This is a genomic window from Bradyrhizobium sp. RP6 (assembly GCF_003837805.1).
Classification (GTDB): Bacteria; Pseudomonadota; Alphaproteobacteria; order Rhizobiales; family Xanthobacteraceae; genus Bradyrhizobium.
This window is the reverse complement of sequence record NZ_RQIT01000001.1, coordinates 411,126-424,391: the sequence shown is the minus strand read 5'-3', so window position 1 is coordinate 424,391 and position 13,266 is coordinate 411,126. Positions and strand designations below refer to the sequence as shown.

Annotated in this window: 17 protein-coding genes; 4 read left to right on the top strand and 13 right to left on the bottom strand. The window is 65.5% G+C overall.

The window, feature by feature from the left end; all coding sequences use genetic code 11:
- Window positions 1-108 precede the first annotated feature (108 nt).
- Window positions 109-312 carry a hypothetical protein gene (locus EHH60_RS02365; protein ID WP_085966667.1) on the bottom strand — a complete coding sequence of 68 codons (204 nt, stop codon included), beginning with the start codon at window positions 310-312 and terminating at the stop codon, window positions 109-111.
- Window positions 313-617: 305 nt separating this feature from the next.
- On the bottom strand, window positions 618-1,280 hold the full coding sequence (locus EHH60_RS02360; protein ID WP_124157887.1) for a glutathione S-transferase family protein: 663 nt from the start codon (window positions 1,278-1,280) through the stop codon (window positions 618-620).
- A 135-nt stretch (window positions 1,281-1,415) separates the two neighbouring features.
- Here EHH60_RS02360 and EHH60_RS02355 point away from each other — a divergent pair, with 135 nt between their 5' ends.
- Window positions 1,416-2,132 carry a DUF599 domain-containing protein gene (locus EHH60_RS02355; protein ID WP_124157886.1) on the top strand — a complete coding sequence of 239 codons (717 nt, stop codon included), beginning with the start codon at window positions 1,416-1,418 and terminating at the stop codon, window positions 2,130-2,132.
- A 748-nt stretch (window positions 2,133-2,880) separates the two neighbouring features.
- Here EHH60_RS02355 and tolA read toward each other — a convergent pair.
- From tolA to mgtE, 4 genes are all read right to left on the bottom strand, one after another.
- Entirely contained in the window at window positions 2,881-3,798 is a 918-nt protein-coding gene (gene tolA, locus EHH60_RS02345) for a cell envelope integrity protein TolA (protein ID WP_124157884.1), read from the bottom strand.
- Window positions 3,799-3,847: 49 nt separating this feature from the next.
- A complete protein-coding gene (locus tag EHH60_RS02340; RefSeq protein ID WP_124157883.1) occupies window positions 3,848-4,666 on the bottom strand; it encodes an aldo/keto reductase in 819 nt (272 codons plus the stop codon).
- A gap of 117 nt (window positions 4,667-4,783) precedes the next feature.
- Window positions 4,784-5,086 (bottom strand): helix-turn-helix domain-containing protein, encoded by a 303-nt coding sequence (locus tag EHH60_RS02335; RefSeq protein WP_124157882.1) that lies wholly within the window; start codon window positions 5,084-5,086, stop codon window positions 4,784-4,786.
- Window positions 5,087-5,203: 117 nt separating this feature from the next.
- Window positions 5,204-6,625 carry a magnesium transporter gene (gene mgtE / locus EHH60_RS02330; RefSeq protein ID WP_124157881.1) on the bottom strand — a complete coding sequence of 474 codons (1,422 nt, stop codon included), beginning with the start codon at window positions 6,623-6,625 and terminating at the stop codon, window positions 5,204-5,206.
- 116 nt (window positions 6,626-6,741) lie between these two features.
- Here mgtE and EHH60_RS02325 point away from each other — a divergent pair, with 116 nt between their 5' ends.
- On the top strand, window positions 6,742-7,515 hold the full coding sequence (locus EHH60_RS02325; RefSeq protein ID WP_199751295.1) for a polysaccharide deacetylase family protein: 774 nt from the start codon (window positions 6,742-6,744) through the stop codon (window positions 7,513-7,515).
- A gap of 159 nt (window positions 7,516-7,674) precedes the next feature.
- Window positions 7,675-8,997 carry a polysaccharide deacetylase family protein gene (locus tag EHH60_RS02320; protein ID WP_124157879.1) on the top strand — a complete coding sequence of 441 codons (1,323 nt, stop codon included), beginning with the start codon at window positions 7,675-7,677 and terminating at the stop codon, window positions 8,995-8,997.
- Window positions 8,998-9,001: 4 nt separating this feature from the next.
- Here the strand turns inward: EHH60_RS02320 and EHH60_RS02315 are convergent, their stop codons facing one another.
- A complete protein-coding gene (locus EHH60_RS02315; protein ID WP_124157878.1) occupies window positions 9,002-9,376 on the bottom strand; it encodes a hypothetical protein in 375 nt (124 codons plus the stop codon).
- 289 nt (window positions 9,377-9,665) lie between these two features.
- On the opposite strand from EHH60_RS02315, the gene EHH60_RS37375 reads away from it, so the two are divergent.
- Window positions 9,666-9,923: a hypothetical protein gene (locus EHH60_RS37375; protein WP_245454374.1), complete on the top strand. Its 258-nt coding sequence runs from the start codon at window positions 9,666-9,668 to the stop codon at window positions 9,921-9,923.
- A gap of 15 nt (window positions 9,924-9,938) precedes the next feature.
- On the opposite strand, the gene EHH60_RS02305 is transcribed toward EHH60_RS37375, so the two are convergent.
- The 6 genes from EHH60_RS02305 to EHH60_RS02280 all read right to left on the bottom strand — a co-directional run bounded on the left by EHH60_RS02305 (window position 9,939) and on the right by EHH60_RS02280 (window position 13,018).
- The gene (locus tag EHH60_RS02305) at window positions 9,939-10,127 is read right to left on the bottom strand and encodes a hypothetical protein (RefSeq protein ID WP_124157877.1); all 189 of its coding nucleotides are present in this window, start codon (window positions 10,125-10,127) and stop codon (window positions 9,939-9,941) included.
- Between the two features lie 10 nt (window positions 10,128-10,137).
- Window positions 10,138-10,467, bottom strand: coding sequence for a four-helix bundle copper-binding protein (locus tag EHH60_RS02300; RefSeq protein WP_124157876.1), 330 nt, complete (start codon window positions 10,465-10,467; stop codon window positions 10,138-10,140).
- Window positions 10,468-10,570: 103 nt separating this feature from the next.
- Complete coding sequence (locus tag EHH60_RS02295; RefSeq protein ID WP_124157875.1) at window positions 10,571-11,473, bottom strand: NAD(P)/FAD-dependent oxidoreductase; 903 nt, start codon at window positions 11,471-11,473, stop codon at window positions 10,571-10,573.
- Window positions 11,470-12,546, bottom strand: a complete 1,077-nt coding sequence (locus tag EHH60_RS02290; RefSeq protein WP_124157874.1) for a flavodoxin family protein — start codon at window positions 12,544-12,546, stop codon at window positions 11,470-11,472. The genes EHH60_RS02295 and EHH60_RS02290 overlap by 4 nt, the downstream gene beginning before the upstream one ends.
- 62 nt (window positions 12,547-12,608) lie before the next feature.
- Window positions 12,609-12,809, bottom strand: a complete 201-nt coding sequence (locus EHH60_RS02285; protein WP_124157873.1) for a hypothetical protein — start codon at window positions 12,807-12,809, stop codon at window positions 12,609-12,611.
- Window positions 12,809-13,018 (bottom strand): hypothetical protein, encoded by a 210-nt coding sequence (locus tag EHH60_RS02280; RefSeq protein WP_124157872.1) that lies wholly within the window; start codon window positions 13,016-13,018, stop codon window positions 12,809-12,811. Before EHH60_RS02280 ends, EHH60_RS02285 begins: the two co-directional genes overlap by 1 nt.
- Window positions 13,019-13,266: the final 248 nt, after the last annotated feature.

The following is a 13,266-nucleotide window of genomic DNA, read 5'->3' as shown; positions in this document are numbered from 1 at the left end:
ACCGCGGGTCGGCAACTGCCCCGGCCCACCTTGTGAAGGTGAAGCGGGCCTTTTGACGGCGCGGGACACAAATCACTGATGGCGCCAATGCGCGGGTGCGGTCAGCCTTCAGGAGAGCGCGAGCTGGCTTTCCTTGGCGACGCGCTCGAAGGCTTCGGTCGAGCTCTTGATCCGGTACTGGCAGTCGTCGCCGTCGGTCGGCAGCAGGCGGATGACTTCGTACGAGCCGCTGGCAGCGGGACGCGCAACGTTGCTGGCCGTGAACAGGACGCGCGATCCCACGGGAAATTTGTGCTTCAACACCCTCTCCATTACTCAAACAGCGCCTGCCTCGCCCAGTGTCCCACTGCGATGGCCGGCCGGAAACCCGGGCGGTTATATAGCACGCGCCGCGCTGTTTTGGCCAGCGCCATGGCAGCATGGCAAGTGTTCGAATTTTTCAGTCATTTCAGAATGATAGCGGGACAATCGGCGGGCCGATGATACCATTGGAGCGGCTCGCTCCGCCGACATGTCGCAGGCCGGTGTCGCAGCCTCCGATCCCACCGCCCCTCGCTCATTGCCGGCCTGGGGGCCGCCAGCCGGCGCGCGGTCGGCCGGCCCCGTCAAACCTGCGGTCAGGCGTCCTCGAACTTCGCGATGACAAGCGTTTCGGCAAGCCCGTCGCGCGTCCATTCCTGGAATGCCGGCAGCGCCATCATCGTCTCCATGTAGGCTTTGGTGTCCGGCGTCACCTCGATCGCGTAGGTACGAAAGCGGTGCACGACCGGGGCATACATGGCGTCCGCCGCGCCGAAGCGGCCGAACAGGAACGGTCCCTTCGCGCCATAGCGGGCGCGGCACTCGCGCCAGATCGCCTCGATGCGGGCGATGTTGGCCTTGGCGTCCGCCGACAGCGCCACGGGGCGGACCGGTCGATGCAGGTTCATGCCGCATTCGTTGCGCAACGCCATGAAGCCGGAATGCATTTCGGCGCACACCGAACGCGCATGCGCGCGGGCCGCGGCATCGTCGGGCCACAGCTTCACTTCCGGGTAGCGCTCGGCGATGTATTCGATGATGGCAAGCGAATCCCACACCGTGATGTCGCCGTCGACCAGCACCGGCACCTTGCCGGCGCGACTGAAGGACAGGATCTGCTCCTTGTCCGCTGGATTGTCGGTGTAGAGCGGGATGAGCGTCTCCACGAACGGGATGTCGTTGGCGCGCAGCGCGAGCCAGGGCCGCATCGACCATGACGAGTAGTTCTTGTTGCCGATCGCGAGTTTCAGCGCAGCCATGTCATCAATCCTTCCCGAGACGCCTTGAAGCGAGCCGCTTTTAACGCCATCGCCTGCTGCCAATCAATCGTTGCTGCGCCCCGTCATGCGTGGCAATCGTTGCGATCCGCGCCAAGAGACGGACACGAGACAGACATGAGCAGGCACTGGGTCGACATTACCGCCGTCGGCTTCTTCATCATCGAATGGCTGGTCTACGCGCTGACGCTGGAACATTCGACCTATGGCCGCGACAGCCTATCGGCGCGCATGAACCGCTATCGGGAGGTCTGGGTGCGCCGGATGCTCCACCGCGAGACACGCATGGTCGACATGCAGATCATGGCCTCGCTGCAGAGCGGCACCGCCTTCTTCGCTTCCACCAGCCTGTTCGCGCTCGGCGGCGCGCTGGCGCTGCTGCACGCCACCAACGACGCCATCACGATTCTGAGCAAGCTGCCGGTTGACCTCAGCACCTCGCCCGCGATGTGGGAGCTGAAATGCGTCGGCCTCGTGCTGATCTGCGTCTACGCCTTCTTCAAATTCGCCTGGGCCTATCGCCTGTTCAACTACGTCGCGATCCTGTTCGGCGGCATGCCGCCGGCTGACCGGCGCGATACGCCGGAGGCCGAAGCTCATGTCATTCGCACCTCGCGCCTGTTCGAATCCGCCGGCCGCCATTTCAACCGCGGCCAGCGCGCCTTCTTCTTCGCGCTCGGCTATCTCGGCTGGTTCGTCAGCCTCTGGGTGCTGTTCGTGACCACAGCGGCGGTGGTGGTCGTGACCTGGCGACGGCAGTTCGCGTCCAGTGCATGGGCCGCGATGGCGCCGGAGGTGGTGAATGGTGAGGAGTTGCGGAAGCGCGGTCATTGAGACACGTGCTGCTCTGCGTCCGCATTTCAACTCGCAGACACGCCTTCGCGTTCTCGCGGCTGAATTCGCCCGAGCTTTGCTTCGTCGCTCACCCTGTCGAGCCAAGAGGGCACAGGGAAGACCGGGTGCCGACAGGCACCCGCGGTCCGCTGCGCAAAAGGTGCACGCAGAAAACCCCACAGCAGCATACAGGTGGTGCCGATCACTCGGCCTTCCCTGCGCGATGGTCGGACGGCTTATACCGTGCTCTCCCGAGAGCCGAGTTCCTTCTGGCCTCCCTCGCCCCAGCGAAATTCACCGGCGCCGCGCCGGTTGACGCAACTGCCGCATCCGCAAGAGCTTGACCGTAGCAACGACGGCCAGGACCACACGGTTTTGCCGTACGCGCGGCTCGCTTGACCCCACCGGCTCCGACGACGTTGTGCACGTTGCCATCGAAGACCGCCGGGACGAACCTGTCAGCGCCGCTCGTCCGCACGCCGTTCCGGGCTCACGGAGAGCAATCCGCCCCGCCCTTCACCTCTCGTGCACGACGCTGCCGCGTCCACCGCAAGCCCGGCTCGCGAACATGACGACCACACGATCGCCCCTCAAGGATGAGCCGGGATGGGCGACACATACGACAAATCCGAATTTCGGTAAAGCGGAATATTTCCGCTGCGGCGGCTTGACAGCCGGCGACACAGCCGGATCCCGTAGCCCGCGATCAGCGAAGCGACGTCCGGATTAATGAGTGGCTTCCCGGGAGTTAGCTCCCGAAATCCTTCGGGCTGAACGGCAAATCCAACACCTTCCATTCCCCGTACAAATTGGCCGGCAGCATCTTGTAAGGCTGGCAGTTCTGCAGCGCGCTCATTGCGGACTTGACGATAGCCACGCCCTTCACGGACGGCGGAGCTTCGAGCAGGATCGGCTCGCGGGCCAGCGTGCCGTCGGTGGCGAACACCGTGCGCAGCTTGACATGAACGTTGTCGGTCGGCGCGACCCCGGCCGGCAGCTTGGCGCAGCTCCGCAAATGGCGGCGAAGCTCGGCAATGACTTCGGGCGGCAGCTTGGCTCCGATCGAATCCTTGGCGTCGCCGCCATCGTCCTTGGGGGCTTCTTTCGGCAGCTCCGGCGGCAGTTCAGGCGGCAGGCCCAGCATGACGCCGTATTTGACGGTGACGTCCGGCTCCGGAGGCAGATAGGCCGGCGGCGGCGCGGCCTGAGGCTGCTGCATCGCCTGTGGCGGTTGGGACTGCAGCTGCTGAGGCGGCGGTTGCTGCGGCTGAGGTTGCACATTGGCCTCGCGCTGCTTCGACGTCTGTGAGGATTGCGGCTGCTTCTGCTGTGGCTCAGGCGAGGCCTGCGGTGATGGCGATGGTGCAGCGGCCTCCTGCTTGGCTGAGGGCTTCGAGGCTGTGTCTGCCTTGTCGGTGACATCCAGCTTCGGCAGCTTGAGATCGGGGAGCGGCTCCGGCGGCTTCTCCTTCTCCTCGGCCTTCTCGTCCGCTTTGGCTTCTTCCTGCTTCACCTGCTCCGGCGTGACGATGTCCACCGTCACAGTCTCGGGCGGCGCGGCATGGAACGGATGGACTTCGCTGATCAGGATGATCAGCCCCACCAGCATCAGATGCGCGATCGCCGACGCCGCAATGTCCGTCCGTATGGTCTTCCGCAGTTCCATCGACCGATCTTGAGTTGCCGCCGCGGTCCTAGCATAGTGGAAGTTCCCCTCAATCCCATTTCGGCGCGAAGCCAAAGTCGGTCAGGCGGCCTTTCGCGTTGGCGAGCGAGGCAATCCGGCCCATCTCATCCTCCGACAGCTCAAAATCGAAGATATCGATGTTTTCCGACAGGCGCTCGACGCGTGAGGTGCGCGGGATCGCAGCGACATTTTGCTGCACCAGCCAGCGCAGGCACACCTGCGCCGGCGTCTTGCGATGGGCGCGGCCGATCTCCGCGAGCGTCTGGTCGGACTTGATGCGACCCTTGGCGATCGGGCTGTAGGCGACCAGCGCGAGGCCGTGCTGGTCGCAGGCCGCCCTTACCTTCGCCTGGTCGAGGTAAGGATGGTATTCGACCTGGTTGCAGACGAGCGGCTCCGCTGACAGCGCGACCGCCTGCTCGATCAGCGCCACCGTGAAATTGGATACGCCGATGTGGCGGGTCAGTCCCATTTGCCTGGCATGCGACAGCGCGCCGAGCGTCTCCGCCAGCGGCACGTGGGGATTGGGCCAGTGCAGCAGCAACAGATCAACAGAGGGAAGTCGCAACCGGGCGAGGCTCTCCTTGACCGAGCGTTCGAGATCGTGGGGCGCGAAATGGTTGGTCCAGACCTTGGTCGTCAGGAAGACGTCGTCGCGGCGCACGCCGGAGGCGCGCAAGCCGTCGCCGACCTCGCGCTCATTGTCGTAGACCTGCGCGGTATCGATGTGACGGTAACCGAGCCGCAGCGCCTGCTGGACCACGCGCGCGGCAGGCTTTCCGCTCAGCTCCCAGGTCCCGAGCCCGATCGCCGGGATTCTTGCGCCGTTGGCCTCGACGAACAGCATGAGGAATCCTCTCTGTTGCGGCAAGAAATCTCATTATGGACCCGACCCATGATGCTGCCAACGGATGCCGCAACGGCCGGGCCGAATATTCAGTGCAAGACTAACGAGAGGTGTGCGTCAGACCTTGGCGAGCGCCTGGAACACGGTATCCGGCGCATGTGCGATCACCGCGAGCAGCGCGCGGGCGGGCCCGCGCGGAGCGCGCTTGCCCTGCTCCCAGTTCCGGATCGTCTCGACGGGGACGCCGAGCTTGGCGGCGAACTCCATCTGGGTCAGGCAGGCGCGGCGGCGCAAATCGCGCACCGCGAGCGGGCCGGTATCACTCGGCGCGGCATTGGGCGCAGGCTGGACCGGAAATTCCTGCCCATCCCGCAATTCGACGATCCGTCCGTCCGCCTTCAGCCGCAACCGCATGCGCATTCCCCAAAGCACAGGCGATGATGCGGCAGGTCGCTTAAGTTCAGATTAAAGATGCGAGGTCTGGTGCCCCGGACGCGCCGCAGCGCGCCGGGGACACGAGAGCGCGCAGCAATCTCTCTACTTCAGCCCGAACCACAGGGTCGCAATGCCGAGGAAGGAGAAGAAGCCGACCACGTCGGTCACGGTGGTGACGAAGGTGCCGGAGGCCACCGCCGGGTCGGCCCGCACGCGATCCAGTGCCATGGGGATCAGGATGCCGCCGAGCGCGCCGGCGACGAGGTTGCAGATGATGGCGAGCCCGATGACGATGCCGAGGCCCGGGATCTTGAACCAGGCCACCGCGGCAATGCCCGTGATCACGGCAAAGGCGAGGCCGTTGACGAGGCCGACCAGGGCCTCGCGCATCACGACGCGCCAGGCGTTGGAAGAGCCGAGCTCGCGCGTCGCCAGCGCCCGCACCGCCACCGTCATGGTCTGGGTCGCGGCATTGCCGCCCTGGCTCGCCACGATCGGCGCCAGCACCGCGAGCGCCACCATCTTCTCCAGCTGCCCCTCGAACAGGCCGAGCACGGAGGACGCCAGAAAGGCGGTGGCGAGATTCACCAGCAGCCAGTTGAAGCGGCCGCGCGCAATCGTCAGGAAGGTGTCCGACAGCTCTTCGTCACTGGTGACGCCGCCGAGCGCCTTGAGGTCCTCGTCCGCCTCCTCCTCGATGACGTCGACGACGTCGTCGACGGTGATGACGCCGACCAGGCGGTCCTGGGTGTCAAGCACGGGCGCGGCGACGAGATTGTACTTGCCGAACATGCGCGCCACCTCTTCCTGGTCCTCCAGGACGGAGACGCGGCGGCGGTCTTCATCGGTCAGTTCGGTCAGCGCCACGGGACGCCGCGTGCGCAAGAGCACGTCGAGCGGCACCGCGCCCAGCCAGTGCTGGTCCTTGTCGATGACGTAGATCTCGTAGAAGCGGTCGGGCAGATCCGGCGTCTCGCGCATGTAGTCGATCGCCTGGCCCACGGTGAAATCCTGGGGCACGGCGATGAATTCGGTCTGCATCCGGCGGCCGGCGGAGTTCTCCGGATAGAGCAGGCTGCGCTCGAGCGCGACGCGCTCCTTGAGCGGCAGCTTTTCGAGGATCTCCTCCTGTTCGGCCTGGTCGAGGGTTTCCAGCAGTTCGACCGCATCGTCGGATTCGAGCTCGCGGACGCCCTCGGCGACCGTCTCCGGCGGCAGCTCCTCGAGGATCTCCTCGCGGACGGCCTCGTCGACCTCGTTCAGGGCCGAGAAGTCGAAGTCGCGCCCCGTCAGCTCGACCAGGCGGACGCGGTCGTCGGGCTCCAGGGCGCCGATCAGATCGCCGAGATCGGCCTCGTGCAGCTCGGCGACACAGGCACGCAGCGCAGCGCTGTCGCCAGCCTCGATCGAACGGGCAATTTCTTCGACGAATTCGTGCCTGATATCGCCGTCCTCATTGCGCATCGGCACGTGGTCGAGTACCGAATCCGAGGCGGATGGGGCAACGTCCATATGTTCATCCATGGCGCGCCTCGCCGGTTGACAGGTTGGAACCAGTGGTCTGAGCTGATGGTTCAGGCAATACCCACAAGGCAACTCCGAGCGCAATGACAAAGATGCTTCGACTGAAATGGACATCGATGACGGCGGGCGCGGCCATCGCGGCCATCATCGGCATCTCCTCGGCCGATGCCGCCGAGTGCCCGCGCAAGGATGCGCTCGGCACTTCGCGCATCCTGAGCGTTGACGCCAAGACGTATCCGCGCGTCGGCCTGAAGAGTTTCCCCGCGACGCTGCCGCTGGCAGATCACGAGGTCGTGCTGACCTTCGACGACGGCCCATTCCCGCCGACGACGTCGAAGGTGCTGGCGGCACTGGCGAACGAATGCGTGCGCGCCACCTTCTTCCTGATCGGCCAGCACGCCGCCGAGTATCCCGACATGGTCAAGCGCATCGCCCGCGAGGGCCACACCGTCGGCCATCACACGTGGTCGCATCCGTTCATGGCGCATATCCCGTTCGACAAGTCGAAGGCCGACATCGATCGCGGCATCGCTACCGATGAGATGGCGCTGCACGGCACCTCGACGACGACACCCTCGACACCGTTCTTCCGCTTTCCCTATTTCGAGTCGACGCCAGCACAGCTCGACCTGCTCCAGTCGCGCGGCATCGTCGTGTTCGGGGCCGATCTCTGGGCCAGCGACTGGGAGGAGATCACGCCGGAGCAGGAGTTGAAACTCGTCACCGACCGCCTCGCGGCGAGCGGCAAGGGCATCATCCTCTTCCACGACAACAAGGTACGCACGGCCGCTATGATGCCGGCCTTTCTGCGGTATCTGAGGGAGAACGGCTATCGGGTGGTCCACGTCGTACCGGCGGGCACGTCACAGAAGAGCGCCGATGCGCATTGATGCCGGAATGTCACGCCGAAGCAAAATGGGGTGATCCTGGCCCAATTAACACTCTGTTCATGCTAGCCCATGCAAGGTTGTAGCGGATATTGCACCTGAACCATTCCGGGGCGTCTCCGACCTATTAAGGCGGCAATCGCATGAGGGCAGACGGGGTTCATGATCGGAAGTAGCGTTGTTTCGCGGACGCGATCCTGGATCGTCCTCTGTCTGGGAATGCTCACTATCGGCGCGCCGGCGGCCTTCGCCGCCGACTGTCCCGGCCACCCGGATGCCCTCGGCACCTCCCGCACCCTCGTGGTCGATCCGCGCGAGCATCCGCTGATCGGCACCATGCAGTACCGCGAGACGCTGCCGCTGAAGGACCATGAGGTCGTCCTGACCTTCGACGACGGTCCGCTGCCGAAATATTCCAACCAGGTGCTCCAGATCCTCGCCGACGAGTGCATCAAGGCGACCTTCTTCATCATCGGCAGCCAGGCCAAGGCCAATCCGGAAGGCGTGCGCAAGCTGGTCGCGGCGGGCCACACCGTCGGCACGCACAGCATGGACCATCCGCTGACGTTCGACCGCATGCCGATCGACAAGGCCGAGGCCGAGATCAACGGCGGAATCGCGTGGACCTCGGCCGCGATGACCGATCCGACCCAGCTCGCCCCGTTCTTCCGCATTCCCGGCCTGATGCGCGCCGAAGGCGTCGAGAATTATCTGATGTCGCGCGGCATCCAGGTCTGGAGCGCCGATTTCCCCGCCGACGACTGGCGGCATGTCTCGTCCGACCGCGTCTACCAGCTCGCGATCCAGCGGCTGGAGGCCAAGGGCAAGGGTATCCTGCTGCTGCACGATATCCAGGCCCGCACGGTGGCGGCGCTGCCCAAGATCATCCGGGACCTCAAGGCGCGCGGCTATCGCATCGTGCATGTGGTGCCCGCGACCGCCGAACGGCCGGCGACGCCGACCACGACGGTGGAATGGCTGCTGCATCCGCCGACCGAGACGACCCCGATCGCACGCTGGCCGCGCGTGCCGAACTTCGTGTTCACGCAGACCCGAACGCTGCCGGCGCCCGCTCTCGCCGACCTCAATGCGCAGGCCGAGCATCAGCAGCTGCTTCCGCTCCGAACCATGGCGCAGGCCAATGTCGCGGCCACCCTGCCCGTGCCCAGCCGCGCGCTCTTTGCGATCCCCGAAGGCTCGGTCGAGGTGCTGCTGTCGACGACCTTGTCGCGGCGTGCCGCGACGCGGCTGGCGATGGCAGCCGAGACCTCTCGTGCGGCCAGGGACAAGGCAGCACAGGCCAAAGCAGCAAAGGGCAAGGCTGCCAGGCTGCAGGGACGGCGCACGGCGCATGCGGCGCCCGCGGCACCGGATCATGCCGAGCAGCCCAAAGGCACGACCACCGGCGCTGCACCCAGGGGCTCGGCATCCAGGAGTGCGACCAGCCGCCCGACCCGCGTCGCCAGCCTGAAGAAGCGCGCTTAAGCCCTCACTGCCGCGTGATTGCGGCGACGCAGAGCAGCACGATCAGCGCCAGGAAAAACAGGTCCATATAGGACTTGAGCTCGCCATCGCGCCGCAGCCGCGCAACGTCGCCGACGACCTGCCTCCGCGCCGAGGCTCCGCCCGAACCGTCATTGATCGAAGCCTGAAGGCGCCTGGTCTCGGCCTCCAGCTTCTCGATCTTCTGGAAGAAGTAGAACGCACGCAGCGTCGAGGCGGCGCGCATGCCGGCATAAACCAGCACCAGGATCGCCAGGATCGCCCGGTTCGGATACTTCTCCATGAAGTTCAGGCTGAAATAGACCACCGCCATGAAGGCGAAATTCGTGAGGAAGCGGTAGACGAAGCTGAGAAAGGCCATGCTGGCTCGAACCTTTGGGGACGCGCAACTCATTCATGTTGCGAAATTTCGGGATCGGGGGACGCGGACCGGAACGGCCGGCCTGGATGCGGCAGCGGCCCGTCTACGCCAAGTTTGTTTCAACAAAGATACTATCGTCCCGCAACTTGCCGCCTTTTCGCCGAGACGCGGCCACAAGTCGGGCCGGAGCATGGCCCATCCGCCTGCCCGCGCGCGCCCGCGAAGGGCTCAATGGCGATTTGGCGGAAGTCGCGGTAAACTCGACCGCCGCGATATGTGGGGTCTGCCGATGCCGAAGAAGGGAATCACGGGCCACGACGACTGGGTTCTGACCGAGGCGCTCGCAACCGCGCTGGTCGCACTGGAGCAGCTCGAACCAAAGCACCAGCCGAACGCGCATATGGATGACATCCGCAAGCTGCTCGCGAACGGCAAGGAGCCGGCGGCGGTGAGCCTGCACCTCGCGCAGGCCAAATGCCGCCTGTTTCCCGGGCTCGACCCGCTCGAGATCTACCGGGAATACGGCATCGGCGAGGAGTATGGTTGAGGCCGCCGGTCGACGCTAAGGCCCGCCCGCGACCGATCCCGCGATCACCATGGCCAGCGCGCCGAGATCGATCTTGCCGTTGACGGTCAGCTCCTCCGAGCCCTTCGCCTCTTGCGCGCCCTGGACCTTCAGCGCTTGCGGCCGGTCGGCGGCCTGACGCTGCAACTCGCCAACGATCGCTTCCTTGAGTTTTTCTTCCAGCATGCGCGCCTCCTCAGGCCGCCATCGCGCGGCAGGATTGGGCGCATGAGCGGCACATCGCGACGCATTCGTCCATGCCGCCGATCCGCTCGCAATCCTCAGCGCATTCGCTGCAGATTTCGGCGCACTCACCGCAGGTATGCTTGTGATGCGGCGTGTTGATCAGCATGAAATGCGCAGCCGTCCGGCACATCTCGGCGCAGGCCATCATCAGGCGGAAGTGCTTCGGCTCGACGTGCTTGCCGCCGGTCTCGAGGCAATGGTTCATCGCCGTGCCGAGGCATGTGCGGTAGCAGCTCATGCAGAGGTCGATGCAGCGGGTCATGTCTTCGGATTGAGCCATCGGTTGTCTCCTGTTGCGCCCAGCCCGCCCCGCTCAATCAAGGCGAGGCAAGGCCCTTCGTTCCAGTTCCGGTCGATTGCGAAGCGCGCCTCCTGCGGCCCGGTCAGGCCAGTCGCGGCGGCAGGCTGTTGTGGATCGTGCAGGCGGCAATTGCGGCATGGCCGAACGCGACCGCGATCTGGTGCAGGTCGGTGACGACGTCGCCGATGCCGTAGAGCCCATCGATCGACGTGCGCTGATGGTCGTCGACCTTCAGATATCCCTCCCCGCTGTGTTCGGCGCCCATCGCCATCGCGAGCTGCGAGCGCACCTGCGCACCCATCGCGGGATAGATCGTGTCGAACTGCGCCGTGCGGCCCTCGGCGAAGACGGCTTCCACGAGTTCGCCCCTCCGCCGCAACCGCAGATCGGGCGCGAACAGGACGTCCACATCGGCCTCGGCCAATCGTGACGTGACCGCCTGATCGTCATCACGATCCGTTGCGAGCAGCATGACGTCTTTCGAATAGCCGCGCAGGAACAGCGCCTTGCCCGCGGCGCGAGCGAGCGGGCCGATGACGCCGACGCGGCGGCCGGTCGCTTCGAAGGCGTCGCAGACGGGGCAGTAGCGCAACAGCCCATCCGCGACCGCCGCGCGCCATTGGTCGAACGGAGGATGGGCATCGACGATCCCGCAGGCGAGGACGACGGCGGCAGCCGCATGCGCGCGGCCGTTCCAGCTCGCCAGAAAACCCTGATCGTGGCGCTGCAGGGCGGTGACCTCGGCATCCACGCGCGTGACGGCGAGTTCGTCCAGCTGGGCCGACATCCGTTCGATCAGTTCAGTGCCGGACAGGCCGTGGACGAAGCCCGGAACATTGTGGCTGCGCGGGATTAGCGCCGCCCGGCTCGCGCCCGCGTCCACGACGCAGACGCGGCGGCGGAATCGCGCGAGATAGATCGCGGCCATCAGCCCAGCCGGCCCACCGCCAATAATCAGGCAATCGAGCGGAGGCGTGCCGGTCATTTGGGGTTCGGGTCCGCAACACCGGCACCGGGATCCCCGAGGCGCCCGCTCCTTGCAAGCCGGACCGCGTTGCCCAGCGCGCGCGCCGCATTCTGCACCTCCTGCTGGAATTCCCTGTCCTCGTCGAGATCGCGATGCGAGGTGGCGTATGGCTCCATGTAGCCGACATAGCCGTCGAGCTCGGCGAAGCGCCCCGCCGAGATCAGCTGCATGTCGGTCAGCCAGTCGGACAAGGCCCGGCGCACGCCCTCGGCGCCGACCGCATCGCCGTGAACGACGACGCCGAAATGACGGCCGGCGAGATGGCGCGGATAGGGCCAGCCCTTCAGCTCCATCGCCTTGGCTTCGCTGGCGTTCTTGCCGTGGGTCGAGGTCGGATCGGGATTGCCGCCGTCGGCGCAGACCATGCGGTCCATCATCGCCTTGAGGCCGGCGGGCACGTGATACCAGTTCACCGGCGCCACGATCAGGATGCCGTGGGCGGCAACCCAGAGCGGATAGATATCGTTCATCCAGTCGCCCGTCTGGCCGAGCGAATGGTTCGGATAGCAGCTGCACGGCCAGTGGCAGAGCGGCATGGCGGTGCCGACACAGGACTTGCAGGGATGAATGGTCTTGCCGAACTCCGAGGCGAGGCGCGACAGATCGAGGATGTCGACGGCAAACCCCATCTCGATCAAGACGGGCTCGGCCAGCTTGACCAGCCGCCAGGTCTTGGACATCTCGCCGGGACAGGTGTGTTCGCTGCGCGCCGAGCCGTTGATGATCAGGATGCGCGGCGTCTCGCGCGCATCGTCGTGACGCCGCTGCGCTTCCAGGATTTTTGCGCGCGCCTCGAGCCAGTCGACGGCAAGATCGTAGTCGGGGTCGGAGAAGCCTGCACCGGCCTTCCGCGTCAACGGCGCCTTGCGCGAATGGCTGTAGGCGTCCCAGGCCGCAGCGGTGATGGCATCGAGCTCACGTTGCAGCGGAGCAAAGGCGGGATCGACGAACTGACCCTTGTAACGCCGCTCGAACTCCTCGCGCGATAGCTTGACGGGCGGCATCCCTTTGCGAACGTCGGCTTCCGTCATGCTGGCTCCTGGCGAAGTCGGTCATCGACCAACCCGGCGCGCAGCGCACGGTTCCCCGAGCTCTACTGGCGAGCAGCCTCCCGCGGCAGATCGAATTGCGCGATGCGTTGGTCGAGCCGCCACAGCTCGATACGGTGGACCAGCACGAGCGCGGCCGCTTCGCGTTTGGCCTGCTCGTCATCGTCGCAGACCAGATTGATGCACCCGAATACATGTCCGTCCGGATCGATCTGAAACGCGCGGTAATGCTTGATGCTCCCCATCAGGAGTGTCCCCGTCTTGGAGACACGGGCGCGCTCAGCCAGTCTGTCAGGTTCGAGGTCACCTCGTTCTGCTTGGCGCGTCGCAGCAGCATCTCGCGTTCCCTGCCGGGCGGCAGGCTGCGCGCGCGGTCGCGGGCGTTCTCGGCAAAGGCGGCCAGGCGCTCCTGGAGCGATTGGGTCTGTTTCCTGCGGTTACGTTTGGCGGTCATTGGGCTTTCACGTTGGATTTCGGATGGAGAAAGCTGGCCCCGGCGGGAGGTTGGGCGCCGGGACCCAAGTTGCCTGTCAGTCAAGTCGCTGCCGGTTGGGGCGGCCCAGTTCCGGAAGCGCGTTTGTAGCTTCCGCCGCAACTTGCGGTTCCAGCATTTCAATAAGTTAACGCGGTACGATTTTGCGCGAGCGACGTGCGAACCACCGATCGATCCTCACTGCGCCGGAACCGAAATGCTGATTCGCA

Bases quoted from the DNA above. Each gene is read 5' to 3' on its own strand.
- EHH60_RS02365 (WP_085966667.1), bottom strand. From the start codon at position 312: ATGGAGAGGGTGTTGAAGCACAAATTTCCCGTGGGATCGCGCGTCCTG.
- EHH60_RS02360 (WP_124157887.1), bottom strand. From the start codon at position 1,280: ATGGCTGCGCTGAAACTCGCGATCGGCAACAAGAACTACTCGTCATGG.
- EHH60_RS02355 (WP_124157886.1), top strand. From the start codon at position 1,416: ATGAGCAGGCACTGGGTCGACATTACCGCCGTCGGCTTCTTCATCATC.
- tolA (WP_124157884.1), bottom strand. From the start codon at position 3,798: ATGGAACTGCGGAAGACCATACGGACGGACATTGCGGCGTCGGCGATC.
- EHH60_RS02340 (WP_124157883.1), bottom strand. From the start codon at position 4,666: ATGCTGTTCGTCGAGGCCAACGGCGCAAGAATCCCGGCGATCGGGCTC.
- EHH60_RS02335 (WP_124157882.1), bottom strand. From the start codon at position 5,086: ATGCGCATGCGGTTGCGGCTGAAGGCGGACGGACGGATCGTCGAATTG.
- mgtE (WP_124157881.1), bottom strand. From the start codon at position 6,625: ATGGATGAACATATGGACGTTGCCCCATCCGCCTCGGATTCGGTACTC.
- EHH60_RS02325 (WP_199751295.1), top strand. From the start codon at position 6,742: ATGACGGCGGGCGCGGCCATCGCGGCCATCATCGGCATCTCCTCGGCC.
- EHH60_RS02320 (WP_124157879.1), top strand. From the start codon at position 7,675: ATGATCGGAAGTAGCGTTGTTTCGCGGACGCGATCCTGGATCGTCCTC.
- EHH60_RS02315 (WP_124157878.1), bottom strand. From the start codon at position 9,376: ATGGCCTTTCTCAGCTTCGTCTACCGCTTCCTCACGAATTTCGCCTTC.
- EHH60_RS37375 (WP_245454374.1), top strand. From the start codon at position 9,666: ATGCCGAAGAAGGGAATCACGGGCCACGACGACTGGGTTCTGACCGAG.
- EHH60_RS02305 (WP_124157877.1), bottom strand. From the start codon at position 10,127: ATGCTGGAAGAAAAACTCAAGGAAGCGATCGTTGGCGAGTTGCAGCGT.
- EHH60_RS02300 (WP_124157876.1), bottom strand. From the start codon at position 10,467: ATGGCTCAATCCGAAGACATGACCCGCTGCATCGACCTCTGCATGAGC.
- EHH60_RS02295 (WP_124157875.1), bottom strand. From the start codon at position 11,473: ATGACCGGCACGCCTCCGCTCGATTGCCTGATTATTGGCGGTGGGCCG.
- EHH60_RS02290 (WP_124157874.1), bottom strand. From the start codon at position 12,546: ATGACGGAAGCCGACGTTCGCAAAGGGATGCCGCCCGTCAAGCTATCG.
- EHH60_RS02285 (WP_124157873.1), bottom strand. From the start codon at position 12,809: ATGGGGAGCATCAAGCATTACCGCGCGTTTCAGATCGATCCGGACGGA.
- EHH60_RS02280 (WP_124157872.1), bottom strand. From the start codon at position 13,018: ATGACCGCCAAACGTAACCGCAGGAAACAGACCCAATCGCTCCAGGAG.